The sequence below is a fragment of the Nostoc sp. genome (assembly GCF_036917235.1).
GTDB lineage: Bacteria > Cyanobacteriota > Cyanobacteriia > Cyanobacteriales > Nostocaceae > Nostoc.
Genome location: NZ_JBALDU010000078.1, coordinates 52816 through 71040 on the forward strand (window position 1 = coordinate 52816; position 18225 = coordinate 71040).

Genomic DNA, 18225 nt, shown 5'->3' on the forward strand with positions numbered 1-18225 from the left:
CCCCTTGGGAGAAGCATGTGGCGTGGATTTAGGGGGATCTACAAGTCTCGAATACAACACTAAAAAGTTTTCAGACATCCTCTTAGCGCTCTTTAATTAGTGGCAGGTCTCAATCCCCACTTTCTTGTTCTGACTTTTGAACTCTGATTCAAAAATCATTTCTTACAGTTGTGTTAAATCAATAACTTTATCAATGCGAAAGTTATTAACCCAAGCAGACAGAGTGTTTGTCAAAAGAGCAGATTCTTCAGGAATTTGCTCAAGCAAGCTAAAAATCAGCTTTTCATCAGTACACAGTGCCGCTTGGTGTAGCTGTGCTACCCACTCAGTGGGCATCTGAGTCAGCATCTCTTCTAATGATAAAAGTTTGAGGTCGGAATTTTCGGCAAATTCGTCTTTTTGAAGGGGTTTCTCTTCATATAAATAACGCACCCCTAAATATTTAGACATCATATTCAAGATTACTTCCTCTCGGAACGGCTTACGTACAAAATCGTTACAGCCAGCCGATAAAACCACAAAGCGTTCCTCATCAAAAGCACTCGCAGTTAGGGCAATAATGACAGTAGCTTGACCCTTTAAAGTAGCTCTAATTTCTTTAGTAGCTTCATACCCATCCATTACAGGCATCCGCATATCCATCCAAATCAGTTGCGGTTCCCAGGTTTCCCAAAGAGTCACCCCTTCTTGACCATTTTCAGCGTGACGTACCTCAAAGCCAAGGGATACTAGCATCTTGACTAGGAGTTCGCGATTTTCCCATTTATCTTCAACTACTAAGATTCGGTATTTTGGTTGATTAGGCTCTAAACCAATTACTCGTCGTTTTAGCTGTCGAAGTGGAGCTTCAGCTACTTCTGCTAGACTAATTTGGAGATCAAAAGAAAAAATCGTTCCTTGACCCAAAGTACTGCTAACAGTAATACTTCCCCCCATTAGATGCACGAATTGTTGGCTAATAGTTAGGCCCAAACCTGTTCCTTGCTGAGATTTCTGACCTGCTTCTGTTTGGACAAAGGGCTTAAATAACTTTTCAATTTCGGCAGGTGCAATCCCTGTGCCGGTATCTTCGACTTCAAAATGAAGCCAGAAGAATGAAGGGCGGGAGTTTTTTGTTACTTGTGTCCCTTCTTGTTGCTGTAGTTTACTTTCTTCCTTCATCCTAACTCGCAAACTCACGCCACCTTCTTGAGTAAATTTGATAGCATTACCAAGGAGGTTAATTAAGATTTGACGCAATTTACTTTCATCTGTATGCACATATCTAGGAACTTCAGGTCTACGTTCAAACATCAACTGTAAACCTTTGGATTCCGCTTTAATTTGAAACATCTCTTCAAGTGAATCAAGTAGAGTGTACAAGTCAAAGCTATTGTTGTTCAGTGTCGTTAAACCCGCTTCAATTTTGGACATTGACAACACATCATTAATCAAGGTAAGCAAATGTTCTCCACTGCGACTGATAATTTCTAAATGTTCCAACTGAGAGTCATTGATAGAAGAATCGCGCATCATTAGCTGAGTAAAGCCAAGGATGCTGTTAAGAGGAGTACGAAGTTCGTGACTCATGTTTGCAAGAAATTCGCTTTTAGCACGGTTGGCAGTTTCGGCTTCTTTGGCTTTTAGTTCTAATCTATGGCTGTAATTCTCTAACTGTTCGCCAGAAATTTTTAACTGTCGCGTTAGCCAAGACACTCCAATCAATAGAAATCCCATTGAGAAGAATCCCACTAGCATCATCGTCCCTGCTAATCGCCGAGCCGGCGCAAAGGCTTCTTCCTGGTTCATCTCCACCATTAAGGCTAGGTCTTGGTCATTGAGCCAGTGATATACCCCAATTACTAACACTCCAGCATAGTTTGGATAAAGTCCTTGACCACTAATTCCACCCATTGCTGCATCAATACCTTGGCTACTAACTCCTTGAGAAAAGTCCGGTGTTTTATCTTTATCTTTAGAAATAAAAGCGTTTTTAGTTACTAAAGAACCAACTAAATAAGTTTCTCCACTCTTACCTAAGCCTGTACGTTCCCGTACAATTTGATCTATTCTGCCTAAATTTAGATCGGCTAAAAGAATACCTTGACGTACCTTGGCTGTATCACGTAAAGGAGTTGCAAAAGTCACTGATGGCTTACCAGTAATCGGTGAGGCATAAAAGATGGGGGCAAAAGAGTCTCCTGGCTGAATCTGTTCAATATAGGTGATGTTAGCTGAAATTTCATATTGACCTTCACGCTGCTTATTAGTAGATAAAATAATCCGATTGCTCCGGTCAAGAATGGAAATTTCTCCCAGACTTGGCTTGATGTTTGCCATATTTGCGAGATAAGCTGAGAGAACTTTGTAAGCTTTACGATAATTTGCGTCCGTGGCTTTGGAATTTAAAAGTATTTGAAAATTATTTTGTACATCTGGAAACTGAGTTACTAAGAGAAAGTCTCGTTCTTGGTCTTCAAACCAACGGGTAATTTCTTCTTCTTTCAGAGTGGCAGCAGCACTGAGTCGTTCAAAAGCAGCTTGCTTTAAAGCTTCCCTCGCATTGAGGAAAGCAAATCCTCCTACTACACCTACAGTTACCAAAGATAGGAATAAGAAGGAACTGGCAACTTTAATAGTTAGGTGCTGATTCCAGAAGTTCATACTATTTACAACTTGTCTCTTATTCTAAAGATATTTATCTTTTTTATTATTCATGCAGATAGGTTATTCCTTTAGTTAATATAAATAATTATTGATTACCATTGAGCAAAAATTTGTTTGATCTCCTTAATTGCTTCATCAGTTGCTTGCTTTGAAGAAATTTTATCTACAATTATTCGATTAAGAGCTTTTCCCCAGATATTCTCCTCTAACACTACGCTGTATGCCGGGTTTTGGACATAATAAAACAACCGCGTTGAACCTTCCGTCACCGTCTTGACCGCAGTTGAAACGTGTGGGTCAGTTGGGTTTTTCCAAAATGGGTCTTGCCAAAGTGTCTTGATGACAGGTAAATTACAACCTCCAGTAGCTTTCAGATACTTACCTATCACCTGTGATTGGGTGAGATATGCAAGAAAATCCAAAGCTTTTTTCTGTTGCTGGGAATCGGCGAACAACACTGCTTGCCGAAGTGTGAGTAGATAACGCATTGGCTTGCCGTTGGGTTTGTTGGGAAATTTTAAAATACCAAGCTTATGGCGATAGGTGTCGGGATCTTGGCGCACAGAGCAAGGAATTGAGAGGGTGTTGTTAGGAGTCATCACCACCATACGGTTGAGCAAGCTGCGATTATTATCTGGATTTAACCAATTGAGTGCATCTGGTGGCACATAACCTTGTTGGTAAAATTTGGTATACCAATCTAATGCCTGGACAATTTTTTGTCTCACCTTTGGCTCGTCGATCAGGAGTTTACCTTCTGAGTCGAGAATTTGCACATCGTATGCTTCTAAAATATGCTCAAAAAAGATGTAGGTATCTGAAGCTCCAATAGAAAAAGGAAAACCTAACCCATAAATATCCTGTTTTTGCTGTTTTGCCCGCACATTGTTTTGTACTTGTTTCCAAAACTGCCAAAAACCATCCCAATCTTTGGGGATATCCCTTTCACTGCGACCTATTTGCTCTAGCAAGTCTCGCCAGTAAAAAATATGAACGGTTGCCTGATTAATTGGAACTGCATAGTAGCTTCGCTTTTTTGCAGCATTATTATAATAATTAACAGCTTGCAGGGCATATTCAGGATAAAGATTTTTGACTGGCTCAATTACATCCGTTACATCCGCTAGTTTCCCTTCCCAAGCCAAATGCGGATTCAACGCTCTCTCAGCGCCGTAACTCATCATGATATCGGGTGGATTACCCGCGTGAATGGCCCTACGCGCTTTCTGCGGTAACTCATCGCCGATATAGAAGGAAAGTTTGACTTGATTACCAGTTTGTTTTTCCCAGTTGCTCACCAACTGCTTGATTGCTTCATCCTCATCGACAGTAAAACCTTTATCCCACCAAATCTTTAAAACTGTGTTGTCAGTAGGGGAATGGGTGACTGAAGATTGTTTTAATTGAGAGGTGTTAGTACAAGCAATAATTATCAAGCTGAGTGTCAATACGATGAACACATATCTGCGATAATGGTGATATTGTGCCCGATTCTGAGAGCCTTTAGCAATTTCACTAGCTTTTCTTTTAAATATCATCTTTATAAAAGCTTACTGCCATTGGTCAAAAATTTGCTTAATTCGTGCGATCGCTTCATCAGCTGCTTGCTCTGAAGAAATTTTATCTACAACAATTCGATTGAGCGCCTTACCCCAGATATTATCTTTTAAAACCAAGCTATAAGCTGGGTTTTGGACAAAATAAAATGGGCGAGTTTCTCTATTGAGAAATATATTAATGGCAGCTGATAGATAGGGATCTTTGGAATTTTTCCAAAAAGGATCTTCCCACGCCGATGTTAAAACTGGTAAATGACGACCTCCAGAAGCCTTGAGATAATTCCCCATCACCTCTGGTTGTATTAAGTATGCAAGAAACTCCTTAGCTAGTTTCTGTTTCTTAGACTCGGCAAATAAAAACGCTTCCTTAACCGTAATTAAGTAGCGCATTGGCAAGCCATTGGGTTTATTTGGAAACTCTAAGATACCAAGCTTTTGATAATATGTATCAGGGTTTTGCCGCACAGCAGCAGGAATTGAAAGCGAGTTGTTAGGAGTCATAACTACGCTTTGATTAAGTAAGCTACGATTATTGTCTGGATTCAACCAATTTACAGCATCTGGTGGGACGTAGCCTTGCTGATAAAAATTTGTGTACCATTTTAAGCTGTTAATAATACCTTGACGCACTTGCGAATCGTCAAGGAGGAGTTGATCTTTAGAATCTAAAATTTGCACGTCGTATGCTTCTAAAATCTGCTCAAATAAGTAGTATGTATCCGCAGAACTAATGCCGAAAGTAAATCCTAACCCATAAATATTCTGTTTTGTCTCTGGTACTTTTTTTGTCCGCAAATCATCCTGTATTTGTTTCCAAAGCTCCCAAAAAGCATCCCAATCCTTTGGTATATCACTTTCTTTACGACCTATTTGCTTTAGCAAATCTCGCCAGTAGAAAATGTGAATAGTTGCTTGGCTCATTGGCAGAGCATAATAGCTTCGCTTTTGAGTAACGTTGTTATAAGACTGAACAGTTTTAAGGATTTTTTTCGGGTAAAAACTTTTAAGTGGCTCAATTACATCTGATACATCTGCGAGTTTGCCTTCCCAACTTAAACGGGGAATAATTTCTCGATCGGCAGTATAACTGGTAACAATATCAGGTAGGTTCCCAGCCTGAATTTCTCTTTGAATCTTCCGTGTTAGCTCATCAGTGGAATATAAAGAAAGCTTGATTTTGTTGCCAGTTTGTTTTTCCCACTCGCTAACTAGTTGCTTGAGAGCTTCATCCTCTTCCTGAGTAAAACCTTTATCCCACCAAATCCTTAAATCGGTAGTTTCACTGGATAACTTATTAAGTGGGGAAGGGGAGGATTGATATGTGTTAGTGCAAGCAACAATTATCAAGCAGAGGATTAATGCTATGAGTGCGTAGCGACGGCTGGTTAGTCTTGGTACTACGCTAAAAGCTTCTTTAGCTCTCTGCTGACTCTTCAAGATTTGAGTAATCTGACTGGCTTTTTTTCTGGACACCACACTTATAGAGCTTATATTTAAACTGAATACATATACTCAATTTAAGGCTTTTTGTTGATCTCTCAATAATTTACAAGCGATCGCTCTTAAAAGAAATGGGCAACTGCTTGCTCCTTGAACCGATTGGAGTAATTATTCAAATGCGAGGTGCTTAATATAACACCTCGCATTCTGAAGATTTCTATTTGACTGTAGGGTTGAGGATTAAACAACTAGCAAATTATTTTGACTTAGTGACACTCCACCAGATAGTTGTGCAAATTGTACCTGAGCAAATCCACCCGCACTACCATCTTGGTCAAAATATAGTGCGCCTGTACTATTGTTATAGATAAATCGCTGATTGCTCGTTGTTGCAGATGCTCCAAGAGTAAAAGAGGTAGCTGAGAGTAAACCTGATGATAACGCGCCACCAAAACCAGCAGCCGATACCTGAATCAGTTCATTAGTCACGTTGAAGTTATAAATACTATCAACGCCTTCACTGAAACTATTGAAAACAAATGTATCAGTACCCGCTCCTCCATAAAGGTTATCATTACCTTTGCCACCTTTGAAGGTGTTCTTACCAGAAGCGCCAGAGGCTGTGAGAGTATCATTACCATCGCCTCCATCCAGTAGATTATTGCCTGATGAATAGTCAACAATCAAGCGATCGTCATTAGCACCACCATTGAGCGTATTATTCCCAGAGACAGTATAAGCTCCATAAAAGGAATATAAGGAGGCTGAACCAGCGGCTGTCAGAGTATCATTGCCATCGCCCCCATTCAGTAGGTTATTGCCTGATGAATAGTTAGTAACTAAGTTATCGTCACCAGCGCCACCATTGAGGGTGTTCTTACCAGAGATAGCATCGAGATCAAAATTGCCTCGGTAGTCGTCGTAGGAGCCAGAGACGTTAAGAGAATCATTATCATCACCACCAGAGAGCAAATTATTACCATTTGAAGAGTCAGCACTCAAGTAATCCTTACCTGTACCGCCGAGAATCGTGTTATTTCCACGTCCCCCAGCGAGGGTATCGTTGCCATTGCTCCCTACAATCAAATCATCGTATTCTGTACCTGAGATATTTAATTGTTCGATATTCTTGTAGCTCACCTGATTCGGGCCTGCTGTAATTGAACCAGCATTAGTAGCAGCATTGAATGTCGTTGTGATTCCCTGGCCGATGGAATAGTTATAGAAAGATAACAAATCGTTACCTTTCCCTCCATCTATAGTATCTTTGCCGCGATCGCCTCCGGTGAGTGTATCATTGCCATTGCCACCTACAATCAAGTCATTGTAGGCTGTACCTGAGATATTTAATCGTTTAATATTCTTGTAGCTAACCTGATTCGTACCTGATGTAATGGAGCCAGTGTTAGTAACAGCATTGAAAGTCGTTGTGATTCCCTGACCCCCGCTAGAATTAGTATAATAATAGCCTTCTAATAAATCATCACCTTTTCCGCCATCGATAGTATCATTGCCACTACTACTCCCGTAGAGCGAGATAGTATCGTTGCCATTACTCCCCACAATCAAGTCATTGTAGGCTGTACCAGAGATATGTAATCCTTCGATATTTTTGTAGTTAATCAGATCAGTGCCCGCCCTAATCGAGCCAGTGTTAGTAGCAGCATTGAATGTTGAAGTGATTCCCCCACTAGGATAAATATACGAAACGCTCAACAAATCGTTACCTGTCCCCCCATCTACTGTTTGAGTCGCTAAGGAAGGTGGAGAAGTATATAGGACGAAAGAGAAGGAATCATTACCATTCTCTCCATTAAAAATGTTATTACCAAACCTACCCTCGGCTTTTTTGTCGTCGTAGTAGCCAGAGGCAAAGAAAGAATCATTGCCATCCCCCCCATTGAGGATGTTATCGCCTGTTGAATAGTTAACACTCAATTGATCGTCACCAGCACCACCATTGAGAGTGTTATCACCGGAGGTAAAAGAGGAGGAATAGTCGTATTCGCGAGAGGCGCTAAGAGAATCATTGCCATCTCCTCCATTGAGGATGTTATCGCCTGTTGAATAATTAGCATCTAATTGATCGTCACCAGCACAACCGTTGAGGGTGTTATTGCCATCTGTCTTAGACGCAGAGAGATTATCATTACCATCACCACCAGAGATTAGGTTATTGCCTGTTGAAGAGGTAGCACTGAATTGATCGTTACCAGCACCACCGTTAAGGATGTTATCGCTGGTTGAATAATCAACATTCAAGTAATCGTTACCTTCACCGCCAAAAATCGTATCATTGCCATAATTTGAATCGTTGCCACTACTGCCTCCGAAGAGTAAATCGTTGCCATTGCTCCCGACAATAAAATCAGCGTAGGTTGTACCTCTAATTTCTAATTGTTCGATATTGGTGTAGTTAATCCGATTTGTGCCAGCCCTAATTGAGCCTGTGTTAGTAGCAGCATCGAAACTCGAAATGATTCTACTGCTAGCACGGGTGTAATATACAGACAAGTAATCCTGACCTGTTTCTCCATTTACACTTTCAGTCGTTAAGGAATAGGGGGCAGTTTTTGAGGCGGACAAATAGAACGTGTCATTACCAGCGCCTCCATTTAGAGTGTTTCTACCCCGGACTTCATCAGCGTAAAAGGAATCATCGCCGTCTTTGCCTGAAACCGTATTGTTGCCAGCAGAATAGCTAATATCAAGGTAGTCATCCCCTGCATCTCCACTGAGGATGTTATTTCCAGAAGAATAGGAAGCATCAAGGGTATCATTTCCCTCATCACCCCGCAGCAGGTTATTACCAGTACCACCACGTAGGGAGTCACTCTCCGTACCACCACGGAGAGAGTCGTTATCCGTACCACCAAGGAGAGTATCATTCCCTGGGCCACCAATGAGGGTATCATTTCCGGCATCACCGCTTAAAAGGTCGTTGCCATTTTTGCCATCGATGATATCATCACCTACTTTAGCGTTGATTGTATCTCCATCCTGAGTACCCAGTAGAGTATCCTTACCGTTGGTTCCAATGATATTCACCATAACTCTTACCTTCCTGAATCGATATTTTGAGTAACTTCAGCTATTAACTTGTTGTTAATGTTGTTTAAGGACACACAGAAATTGCCGAGAGCTAACGCTTTCGACATACTTTTATGTCACCCTTGAGGGCTAGCGATTTTCTCGAAGATTTACCCTATTGATAAGCTTGCAAGTAGGACTTATCTAACTGACTTGAAAAAGGCAGGAGGCAGAAGATTCAAAGTTAAATTCTTTACCTATTCCCTATTTCCTTTTAATTCGTTATTTGTACCAGTAATAATGCTATTTACGACTATCTAAGTCTTAAGCATTGTACATATTTATGAGCGTGTATTTAGGAAAACAGATGGTTTCACGCTTTTTTTATCATTCTTGATCCGCAGATCAACCCAGCCATCACTGACAAAGTGCCGAAAAATTAAGCTTAAATGCTTAAAACCAACACTTTATATTTCTTATAAAAGCGTAGCCCTACTGTCGTAAATATAGAGAATAATTCACTTTCTATAGGGAAAGAATTTTTATGCAATTGTTGTGGGCTGTTGCCCGTGGGTATGTAGCTTAAAAATAAGGAACATCTAAATAACACTTTGATAAACATATCTGAATATTTACTGAGATGTCCACACTTAAAGACATATCTTTGCATACTCTTCACATTATTTGCCGATCCGTATAATGTCAGTACTTATCTTTATGTGTTCTTCATGTCTTCATAACCACTAACGAGCAAAATTTAGTTTCTGGATTAATTAAAACATTGGCGGGTTTAATATCTTTGTGAATAATCCGATAATGAATTAGGATATCTAATGCATCACACAGAGCGATCGCTAAAAGTAAAAATTCTTGTAAAGACACCATATCTGCCGTCTGGTAACAAGCAAAATAATCTTTCAGAGAAATCTCACCAAAATCTTCCATTACCAACGCATAACCATTTTGATACGCCTCCAGACTGTAAGTTTGGACGATCGCAGATGAGTTAATATTTTTGGCAATTGTGTACTGATTGCGAAACTGTAACAGATCGCTGAAACTGGGATATGAATTTTTTAGCAGTTTAATTACTACAGGTAATGAGTCAGTTTCTCGATACCCCCGATAAACTAGAGTTCTGGAACCATTGTAGAGTCGTATCCGGGAATACTGACCATGCTACTAAACCCTGGTGATTTCTGAATTTATTGTTCCCAAATCAGTAACGCCAGTTTATGTGTGTCTTTTGAGACAACTCACAGGGGCAAATTATCGAAGTAGATAGAACTGTATTTGATGTCCCAAATTCAAAGGCGAATAGCCGTTCAGAAACGAGAACATCTTCCTAGAAGAAAGAAAAGTTGTTAGAAAAGCCTTAAATAATACTCCAAGAAGAAACCAAAGGAAAAAGGTGAGAAAAAACCCACCTCCTCGGAATCGATATGATAGACAAGTAAATAAAAATTAAAAAATATTTATCGAATGGTAGATCAATCATCTGGCTTGTCCAAGGTCAAAGACTCACTAACACAAAAAATCTTCTTGGGTAATGAACCAAATGCGGAGTTAATTGCAATTCTCACCGTTTACTTTGTTCAAGGAATTTTAGGGCTATCGCGTCTAGCCGTTAGCTTTTTCCTCAAAGATGAACTAATGCTGAGTCCAGTCCAGGTGTCGGCGCTATTGGGAATTGTCTTCCTACCTTGGATGATCAAGCCGGTGTTTGGTTTTATCTCTGATGGCTTGCCTATATTTGGCTATCGTCGCCGTCCTTACTTGATTTTATCCGGGATACTGGGAACTGCTTCTTGGATGAGTCTGGCCACAATAGTTAATACTAGCTGGGCAGCTACCTTAGCGATCGCTCTTAGTTCTCTCTCCGTCGCCATGAGTGATGTTATCGTTGACTCGCTGGTTGTAGAACGAGCCAGAGGCGAATCGCAAGCAAAAGCCGGCTCACTACAATCTCTATCCTGGGGTGCTTCTGCGATCGGAGGTTTAATAACAGCCTACTGTAGCGGTCTACTACTCCAATACTTTACTGCCCGTACCGTCTTTGGGATTACCGCTTTATTTCCTCTGATCGTTTCAGGGGTAGCTTGGTTAATTGCTGAGTCCCCCGTTAACCAAGATGCTGAAGATAGTAATCACACCAACTCTTTACCAATCAAACATCAGCTGGAGCAGCTACGCCAAGCCATTAGTCAAAAAACAATTTGGCTACCAATGGCATTTATCTTCATCTGGCAAGCTACCCCAAATGCTGAATCAGCCTTTTTCTACTTCTCTACCAACGAACTTCACTTTGAACCAGAATTCTTGGGGCGAGTAAACTTGGTGGGAAGTTTTGCTTCTTTGGCAGGTGTTTGGATTTTTCAACGTTTCCTCAAAAGCATCCCTTTTCGCGTGATTTTTGCTTGGAGTACTGTCCTTTCGTCAATTTTGGGGATGACGATGCTGTTGTTAGTGACTCACACAAACAGGCTATTGGGTATAGATGACCACTGGTTTAGTTTGGGTGATAGCCTGATTCTCACTGTGATGGGGAAAATTGTCTTCATGCAAGTGATGGTTCTAGCAGCAAGGCTTTGTCCTTCTGGAGTAGAAGCGACATTATTTGCCTTGTTAATGTCAGTCTATAATTCAGCCGGAACAGTTTCCCAAGCATTCGGGGCATTAATCACGTATTGGCTGGGGATTACCGCAACGAACTTTGAATCACTTTGGCTCTTGGTGCTAATTACTAACCTCAGCACCCTATTACCCCTACCATTTATCAACTGGCTACCTGCTGCTGAAGAACAAACTGAGACACTCAAAAATGAGGAACAATCATTTTCGCCTGATTTGATCCCTGAGTTGGTACTGAGAGAACCAAAGTCGGAAATATTAGAATAGTGTAATACGGCAGTTTTCAAGTAAATGAGATAAAAAGTGTAGGACTCATACATCAGACACAAAGACTTTCACTTCTTTCTCCCTGCCCCCTGCCCTATTTGGATGAAACCATTTTTTCGCTGGCAATAATATGCAAATCGATGTTTTTGAGCAAGCGCACTAATTTTTGCGTCAAAGATCCTTTGAGCAGCATTTGCCAGCGCGATCGCTGACTTTCTCCAATAACAATTTGGGTGATACGATGTCTCTCAGCGACTTCAGCGATCGCATTAGCTATATTACTGTTGGTAACACGAAGAAAAGTACCTTCAAATTCTTTACACAGTTTCTCACAAGTGTGAATGTGTAAGCTTTCCTCTTTGGTGAGGAAGCGTTCTGGATCGGCTACGAACAAGGTATAAAGCGGCGCGTTCATATAGTTAGCCAGTCTCGCACCCCGGCGTAACAATTGCACTGAGTTGGGATAAGTAGATACACACACCAAAACCCGCTCGTGAATATTACAAAATTGTCCGTTAGGAGTAGAGGCGATCGCATTTCCTTCCACATTGTCTGCCACTTCCCGCAAAGCCAACTCCCGCAAAGCAATCAGGTTACGGCGTTGGAAAAAATTATCGAGGGATTGTTGGATTTTTTGCTGTGCATAAATCTTGCCTTCTAATAACCGTTCTTGCAGTGTTTCCGGTGTGACATCCACTACCACTATTTCATCTGCTTCATCCATAATTCTGTCAGGAACCCGCTCACGGACTACCACACCTGTAATTCTGGCTACTAGATCGTTGAGACTTTCCAAATGTTGCACATTCATCGTGGAGTAGACATCAATACCGGCTGCCAAAACTACTTCTACATCTTCGTAGCGCTTTTCGCGTGCAGAACCAGGGACATTGGTATGAGCAAGTTCATCGATTAAAACTAATTGGGGCGATCGCTTTAAAATAGCATCTGTATCCATATCCATCAGCGTCAACTCACCGCGAGGATATTGCTTACGGGGTATAATTTCCAGTCCCTCTGCCTTTTCAGCTGTCTCCTTGCGTCCGTGGGTTTCCAACAACCCAACGACAACATCAATTCCTTCCTGTTTGAATGCGTGTCCCTCTTCTAGCATCCGGTAGGTTTTGCCTACTCCAGGAGCCATGCCAATAAAGATTTTATGCTTACCCCGTCGTCGTGCCGGATAAAGCGAGTAACTTGCAGAATTTAAAGGCGCATTTTCAGTTGAACCAGTATTAGTATTATCTGACATTTCTAGCACTCCTATTGCATGGGAAAACCATCATTGCCAATGTCCCATGCCCAATGACTATTTACTGATTTTGCTGACGATTAATATCTTGCAAATCAAGAGCATAATTCAATCGGAGAACATTAACTCCCGGTTCGCCAAAAATCCATAAAAATCTGTCATCAGTATACTTATTAATTAAAGGTAAAATTTCATCTTCTTTTACTCCCCGCGCACCAGCAACTCGCGTCAATTGCTGCCGTGCTGCTTTAAAGGAAATATGCGGGTCTAAACCAGAACCAGAGGTATAAATTATATCGGCTATTGGTTGAAGATTTTCGTCTCGCAATTTATCTGCTTCTTCTAAAATCCGCTTTAGTAGTTCTGGATTGCTGGCAGCGAGATTGCTAGCTCCAGATATGCCAGTTGGCTTGGCTTTTTTTCCTTGGCTGTATCTAACAGTACTAGGACGAGAATGGAAATATCGCTCAGATGTGAACACTTGACCAATCAAAGCCGAACCAATTGGTTCATTACTTAGATTCCGCATGATGCTGCCATTAGCTTGATAGGGCAAAAAAACTTGACCCACTACAAGAATTCCCAGCGGATAGATGATTGCAGTCAACAACCAAAGCATTAGAGTTATAAAAATTGCTCTGATGGTTTCTCGAATAATAGCCATAAAAAGTTTTCCAATTGCGCCTAAAATTTAATTTTTAATTTTTAATTTTTAATTTTTTTGCCCACCTAACAGGAGGTTATAAGATACTGTTAGCAACAGCATAAACAACAACTGGGTCAGTTACCACATTCAAGCACAGCAAGATAAAAATAGCGAGTGGTAGATGTTGTTTATGCCATTGCGACTAAACAAAGGATATCCTCAAAGCAGTGCTGAATGAAAACGATATTTATTTATATTCTTCTTGTCCCTCCCGTCAACAGGTAAAAGTAAAAATGTTTATTATTTTACTTTGGTCAAGATGCGATCGTTTCTCAGCGTCTCTACTTTTGCTATCCTTAAGCCAAGCCCACAAGTGTAATCAGTACATCGATCAATTTAATTGCAATAAACGGCGCAATCACCCCACCTAAGCCGTAAATTAAGATATTGCGTTGGAGTAACTGATTAGCTGTCAGTGGTCTAAACCTCACACCCTTTAATGCCAAGGGAATCAAAGCGGGAATAATCAAAGCATTATAAATCAATGCTGAGAGTACAGCAGATTTAGGGCTAGTCAAATTCATAATATTCAGGCTTTGCAAGTTAGCAGCGACAAATATCACTGGGATAATTGCAAAGTATTTAGCAATATCATTAGCGATAGAAAATGTCGTCAATGCCCCGCGAGTAATCAATAATTGTTTACCAATACCAATGATATCGAGTAGCTTTGTCGGATCGGAGTCCAAATCGATCATGTTAGCGGCTTCTTTTGCAGCTTGCGTTCCCGTATTCATCGCCACACCGACGTTAGCTTGGGCTAATGCGGGAGCATCGTTAGTTCCATCTCCCGTCATGGCTACCAGTTTACCTGCTGCTTGTTCCTGTTTAATGATACTGATTTTGTCTTCTGGTGTGGCTTCGGCAATGAAGTCATCAACCCCAGCTTCTTTGGCAATGACAGAAGCGGTAATTCGGTTGTCTCCAGTTAGCATGATGGTACGCACTCCCATCCGTCGCAGTTGCTCAAAGCGATCGCGGATACCAGGTTTAACTATATCTTTGAGATAAATAATCCCATAGATTTCGTTATCTAAGCTAACTGCTAGGGGTGTACCTCCCAGGCGAGAAACTCTTTCGTAGGCAGCATCCAATTCTGGTATATCGCGTCCATTACGGGAACGGACAAATCCTTTAATAGCTTCTACTGCTCCCTTTCTGGCCTCATACCCACCAGGTAAATTCGTCCCACTCATCCGGGTTTTGGCGGAAAAACTAACTCCTTCTGCCTGAGTGGAGTCAAAATCAAACCGTGCGCCTAACTTTTCTGCTAGTCGGACAATGGATTTTCCTTCTGGTGTATTGTCAAAGACACTAGCTGCCCAGGCAACATTAGCAATTTCCGACATTGAATGACCGTTGAGAGGAATAAACTCTTCCGCCAGACGATTGCCGAGGGTAATTGTACCTGTCTTGTCAAGAAGTAAAGTGTTGATATCACCACAGGCTTCGACTGCTCGTCCTGATGTGGCAATGACGTTAAATTGGGCAACTCGATCCATACCAGCAATACCGATGGTACTTAGTAAGCCGCCAATGGTGGTAGGAATTAACGCTACTAATAAGGCAATTAAAATTGGGACGCTGACTGGACTGTTGACATAGTAAGCAAGGGCGGGCAAGGTGACTACGACTAACAAAAACACTAAGCTGAGAACTGCCAACAATACCGTTAGGGCAATTTCATTAGGTGTTTTGCTGCGTTCTGCCCCTTCTACTAAAGTAATCATCCGGTCAATAAAGCCTTTGCCTGGGTCAGTAGTAATACGGATAATCAGTTCATCTGAGATAATCCGCGTTCCACCAGTGACAGAACTAGCAACGTCGGAGCCTGATTCTTTTAATACTGGTGCAGATTCCCCAGTAATTGCCGATTCATCCACTGAGGCCACACCCATGATTACTTCACCATCGGCGGGGATAATATCGCCAGCAACGACGTAGATGGTATCGCCCTGTTTAAGGCTGGTGGATGAAACTTCACTAAGTGTGCCATCGGCAGCAAGTTTTTTCGCGATCGCCTCTAACTTTGTTAACCGCAAGGCATCGGCTTGGGCTTTACCCCGCCCTTCTGCCACTGCTTCGGCAAAATTGGCAAACCAAACTGTAAAGAATAAAATCCCCGACAACAAGGCGTTGAAAACTTGCGGGTTCTTTTGCAGGGCTGGGCCAAATAGGTTGGGATCGATCGTTAGCAATAGGATGATGATTGTCCCTACCCAAACCACAAAAATTACTGGATTTTTGATTGCATACTTAGGGTTGAGTTTGACAAAAGCATCTCTAATTGCTCTTAAGTACAGCCACTTATTATTTGCCCTAGTCTTTTTACGTTTTTGGCGGCGATCGCCAGAACGAAAACTTGGGCGTCTAGCTTTGAAGTTAGTTGCCACTGGATTCATAAATAAAGTTAGCAGTGAGAAGTTAGGAGTTAGGAGTTATAGGAACTTCTAATAAAAAAATACCCAACCTGTAGGATGCGTTAGTAACGCATCCTACGAAACCGGATAATTTATAAGATAAGGGCAGGAGCCAGGAGGAAATAAGTATGAATGAAAACTCTAGTTCTGAGTAATTACCCAGTTAAAAATAAGATACTGGTACGAGGCGCGTAGCGCAAGATATAGCTGAGTGATGTTAGCAGGGCGTTGAGCAATTCAACACTGTCGTAACATATCTGACTACAGCTATATAACCTTTCTTGCTTGAATCTCACACTTTTAAGTCTGGGTTACTCCTTCCTCCTGCCTCCTGAATTATTTTTTGATATTTTCTTAATTTCAAACTTATAACTCATAACTTTTCTAACTGCCAGATGCTAGTTTCAAACCCTCAGCTATGGGGCCTAAAGCCAGAACGGGAAAGAAAGTTAATACTCCCAAAACCAGCGTTACTCCAGCTGTGATCCCAGTAAATACTAGAGAATCAGTTCTTAGGGTTGCAGGGGTTTCTTGTACTGGTTGTTTGCGAGACATCCCGTCAGCTAGCAGTAGAATGGCAATCATCGGAATGTAGCGTCCTCCGATTAGACTAACTAAAGTACTCAAGTTCCACCACAGGGTGTTATCCCCCAAGCCCTCCAAGCCCGAACCATTATTTGCTGCTGCTGAGGCATATTCATAAACTACTTGAGAAATACCGTGATAGCCAGCGTTGCTAATTCCAGATAGGGAGATGGGATAAGCCAAAGCGATCGCACTGGGGATCAAAATTAAAATTGGGTGAATCAACAGCACTACGCTAGCGAGAACGATTTCCCGCTTTTCAATTTTGCGTCCTAAAAACTCTGGGGTACGTCCTGCCATTAGTCCAGTTAGGAACACTGTGAGAATTAAGTAAATAAATAAGTAAGCTGTTCCAGTTCCCTGACCACCCCAGATAACCTGGATAAATAAGTTGAAGAGAGTCGAAAATATTCCTTGCGGCATCAAAGAATCATGCATTCCGTTCACAGCACCAGACATAGTAGCGGTAGTCATCACTGCCCAAAATGCTGTTTGTGCCCAACCAAATCGAACTTCTTTACCCTCTAAATTGGGCTGTTCTAATCCAAAGGCGGTATTAACCAGGGGATTACCTTGTAATTCTCCCACGGCTGTCACTCCCACCAAAATAACAAAAATCACAAACACCATCCAAAAAAGTAGCCAAGCTTGTTTGATGTTATTGGCAAATATACCGTAAGTGTAAATCAAGGCTGCTGGGATAGAAATCATGGCAAGCATTTCTATCAAGTTAGAAGCGCCATTGGGATTTTCAAAAGGATGTGCAGAGTTGACACCAAAAAAGCCGCCGCCGTTCTCGCCCAAAAGTTTGATCGTTTCAAAGGATGCCACCGGGCCTCTGGCCAGATATTGCGTCCCACCTTCTAAGGTTGTCACATCCATAGTCCCAGCTAATGTTTGTGGTACACCTGTTACCAACAAAGCGATCGCGCCAATAATCGAAATCGGTAGCAATATTCGCGTAATTCCACGGACGAGATCGACGTAAAAGTTTCCCAGTCTTCTACCCGTCAACCCACGAATAAAGGCAATTCCCACGGCTAAACCGGTGGCTGCGGAGGTGAACATCAAAAAGCCTAAAGCCGCTACCTGGCTAAAATAGCTTAAGGTTGTCTCACCTACATAGTGTTGTTGGTCGGTATTCGTTACAAATGAAATCGTTGTATGCAGCAATACATCCCAATTGGGCGCACCGAAGCCGTTTGGATTCCAGGGTAAGAGTCTCTGAAAATAAATCAGAAAATACACTGAAATAGCCATGACCGTGTTGCAACAGAGTATGGCCCGGATATACTCCCAACCCGTCATGTCATCTTTTCTCCGAACACCCGCAAATACGAACATACTTCGCTCTATGGGGTTCATTAAAAAATCAAGCAGTGTTCTTTCTCCCAAAAAGACACGCGCTATGTATTTTCCGAATAATGGAGTGATTGCTATGACAATACACAGCGTTAAGCCAATTTGCAAAAAACCTTGTCCCATATATTTTACGCTAAATTAAATTTAAGTCCTAGCAAACCAATTTTTAGAAATAACAGATTTTGAGGAATTTACTATTTTCAGCTATCACTATTTTCCAGATACTTGTTCAAGTTTTTGTTAAGAATATTTAATCTTTACTTTTAATTCATCTATTTAAACTGATTAGGATTATTTGTTTATACAATACATTTTCCAAGTTTGCAG

10 protein-coding genes are annotated in these 18225 nt (G+C 41.4%); 1 reads left to right on the plus strand and 9 read right to left on the minus strand.

Annotated elements, in window-relative coordinates:
* Positions 1 to 162: 162 nt before the first annotated feature.
* The 5 genes from V7K44_RS22255 to V7K44_RS22275 all read right to left on the minus strand — a co-directional run bounded on the left by V7K44_RS22255 (position 163) and on the right by V7K44_RS22275 (position 9836).
* Positions 163 to 2643, minus strand: a complete 2481-nt coding sequence (locus V7K44_RS22255) for a hybrid sensor histidine kinase/response regulator (protein ID WP_334934415.1) — start codon at positions 2641 to 2643, stop codon at positions 163 to 165.
* Between the two features lie 95 nt (positions 2644 to 2738).
* Entirely contained in the window at positions 2739 to 4184 is a 1446-nt protein-coding gene (locus V7K44_RS22260; protein ID WP_334934417.1) for an ABC transporter substrate-binding protein, read from the minus strand.
* Positions 4185 to 4196: 12 nt separating this feature from the next.
* A complete protein-coding gene (locus V7K44_RS22265; RefSeq protein WP_334934419.1) occupies positions 4197 to 5681 on the minus strand; it encodes a sugar ABC transporter substrate-binding protein in 1485 nt (494 codons plus the stop codon).
* Positions 5682 to 5885: 204 nt separating this feature from the next.
* Entirely contained in the window at positions 5886 to 8696 is a 2811-nt protein-coding gene (locus V7K44_RS22270; protein WP_334934421.1) for a beta strand repeat-containing protein, read from the minus strand.
* A 705-nt stretch (positions 8697 to 9401) separates the two neighbouring features.
* Positions 9402 to 9836, minus strand: coding sequence for a protein kinase domain-containing protein (locus V7K44_RS22275; protein ID WP_442940711.1), 435 nt, complete (start codon positions 9834 to 9836; stop codon positions 9402 to 9404).
* Between the two features lie 321 nt (positions 9837 to 10157).
* On the opposite strand from V7K44_RS22275, the gene V7K44_RS22280 reads away from it, so the two are divergent.
* Entirely contained in the window at positions 10158 to 11573 is a 1416-nt protein-coding gene (locus V7K44_RS22280) for a folate/biopterin family MFS transporter (RefSeq protein ID WP_334934423.1), read from the plus strand.
* A 94-nt stretch (positions 11574 to 11667) separates the two neighbouring features.
* Here V7K44_RS22280 and V7K44_RS22285 read toward each other — a convergent pair whose 3' ends face one another.
* The 4 genes from V7K44_RS22285 to kdpA all read right to left on the minus strand — a co-directional run bounded on the left by V7K44_RS22285 (position 11668) and on the right by kdpA (position 18021).
* A complete protein-coding gene (locus V7K44_RS22285) occupies positions 11668 to 12825 on the minus strand; it encodes a universal stress protein (protein WP_334934425.1) in 1158 nt (385 codons plus the stop codon).
* A 61-nt stretch (positions 12826 to 12886) separates the two neighbouring features.
* Positions 12887 to 13489 (minus strand): K(+)-transporting ATPase subunit C, encoded by a 603-nt coding sequence (gene kdpC, locus V7K44_RS22290; protein ID WP_334934427.1) that lies wholly within the window; start codon positions 13487 to 13489, stop codon positions 12887 to 12889.
* Between the two features lie 338 nt (positions 13490 to 13827).
* Complete coding sequence (gene kdpB / locus V7K44_RS22295) at positions 13828 to 15933, minus strand: potassium-transporting ATPase subunit KdpB (RefSeq protein ID WP_334934430.1); 2106 nt, start codon at positions 15931 to 15933, stop codon at positions 13828 to 13830.
* Positions 15934 to 16335: 402 nt separating this feature from the next.
* Complete coding sequence (gene kdpA / locus V7K44_RS22300) at positions 16336 to 18021, minus strand: potassium-transporting ATPase subunit KdpA (protein ID WP_334934432.1); 1686 nt, start codon at positions 18019 to 18021, stop codon at positions 16336 to 16338.
* Between the last annotated feature and the right edge of the window lie 204 nt (positions 18022 to 18225).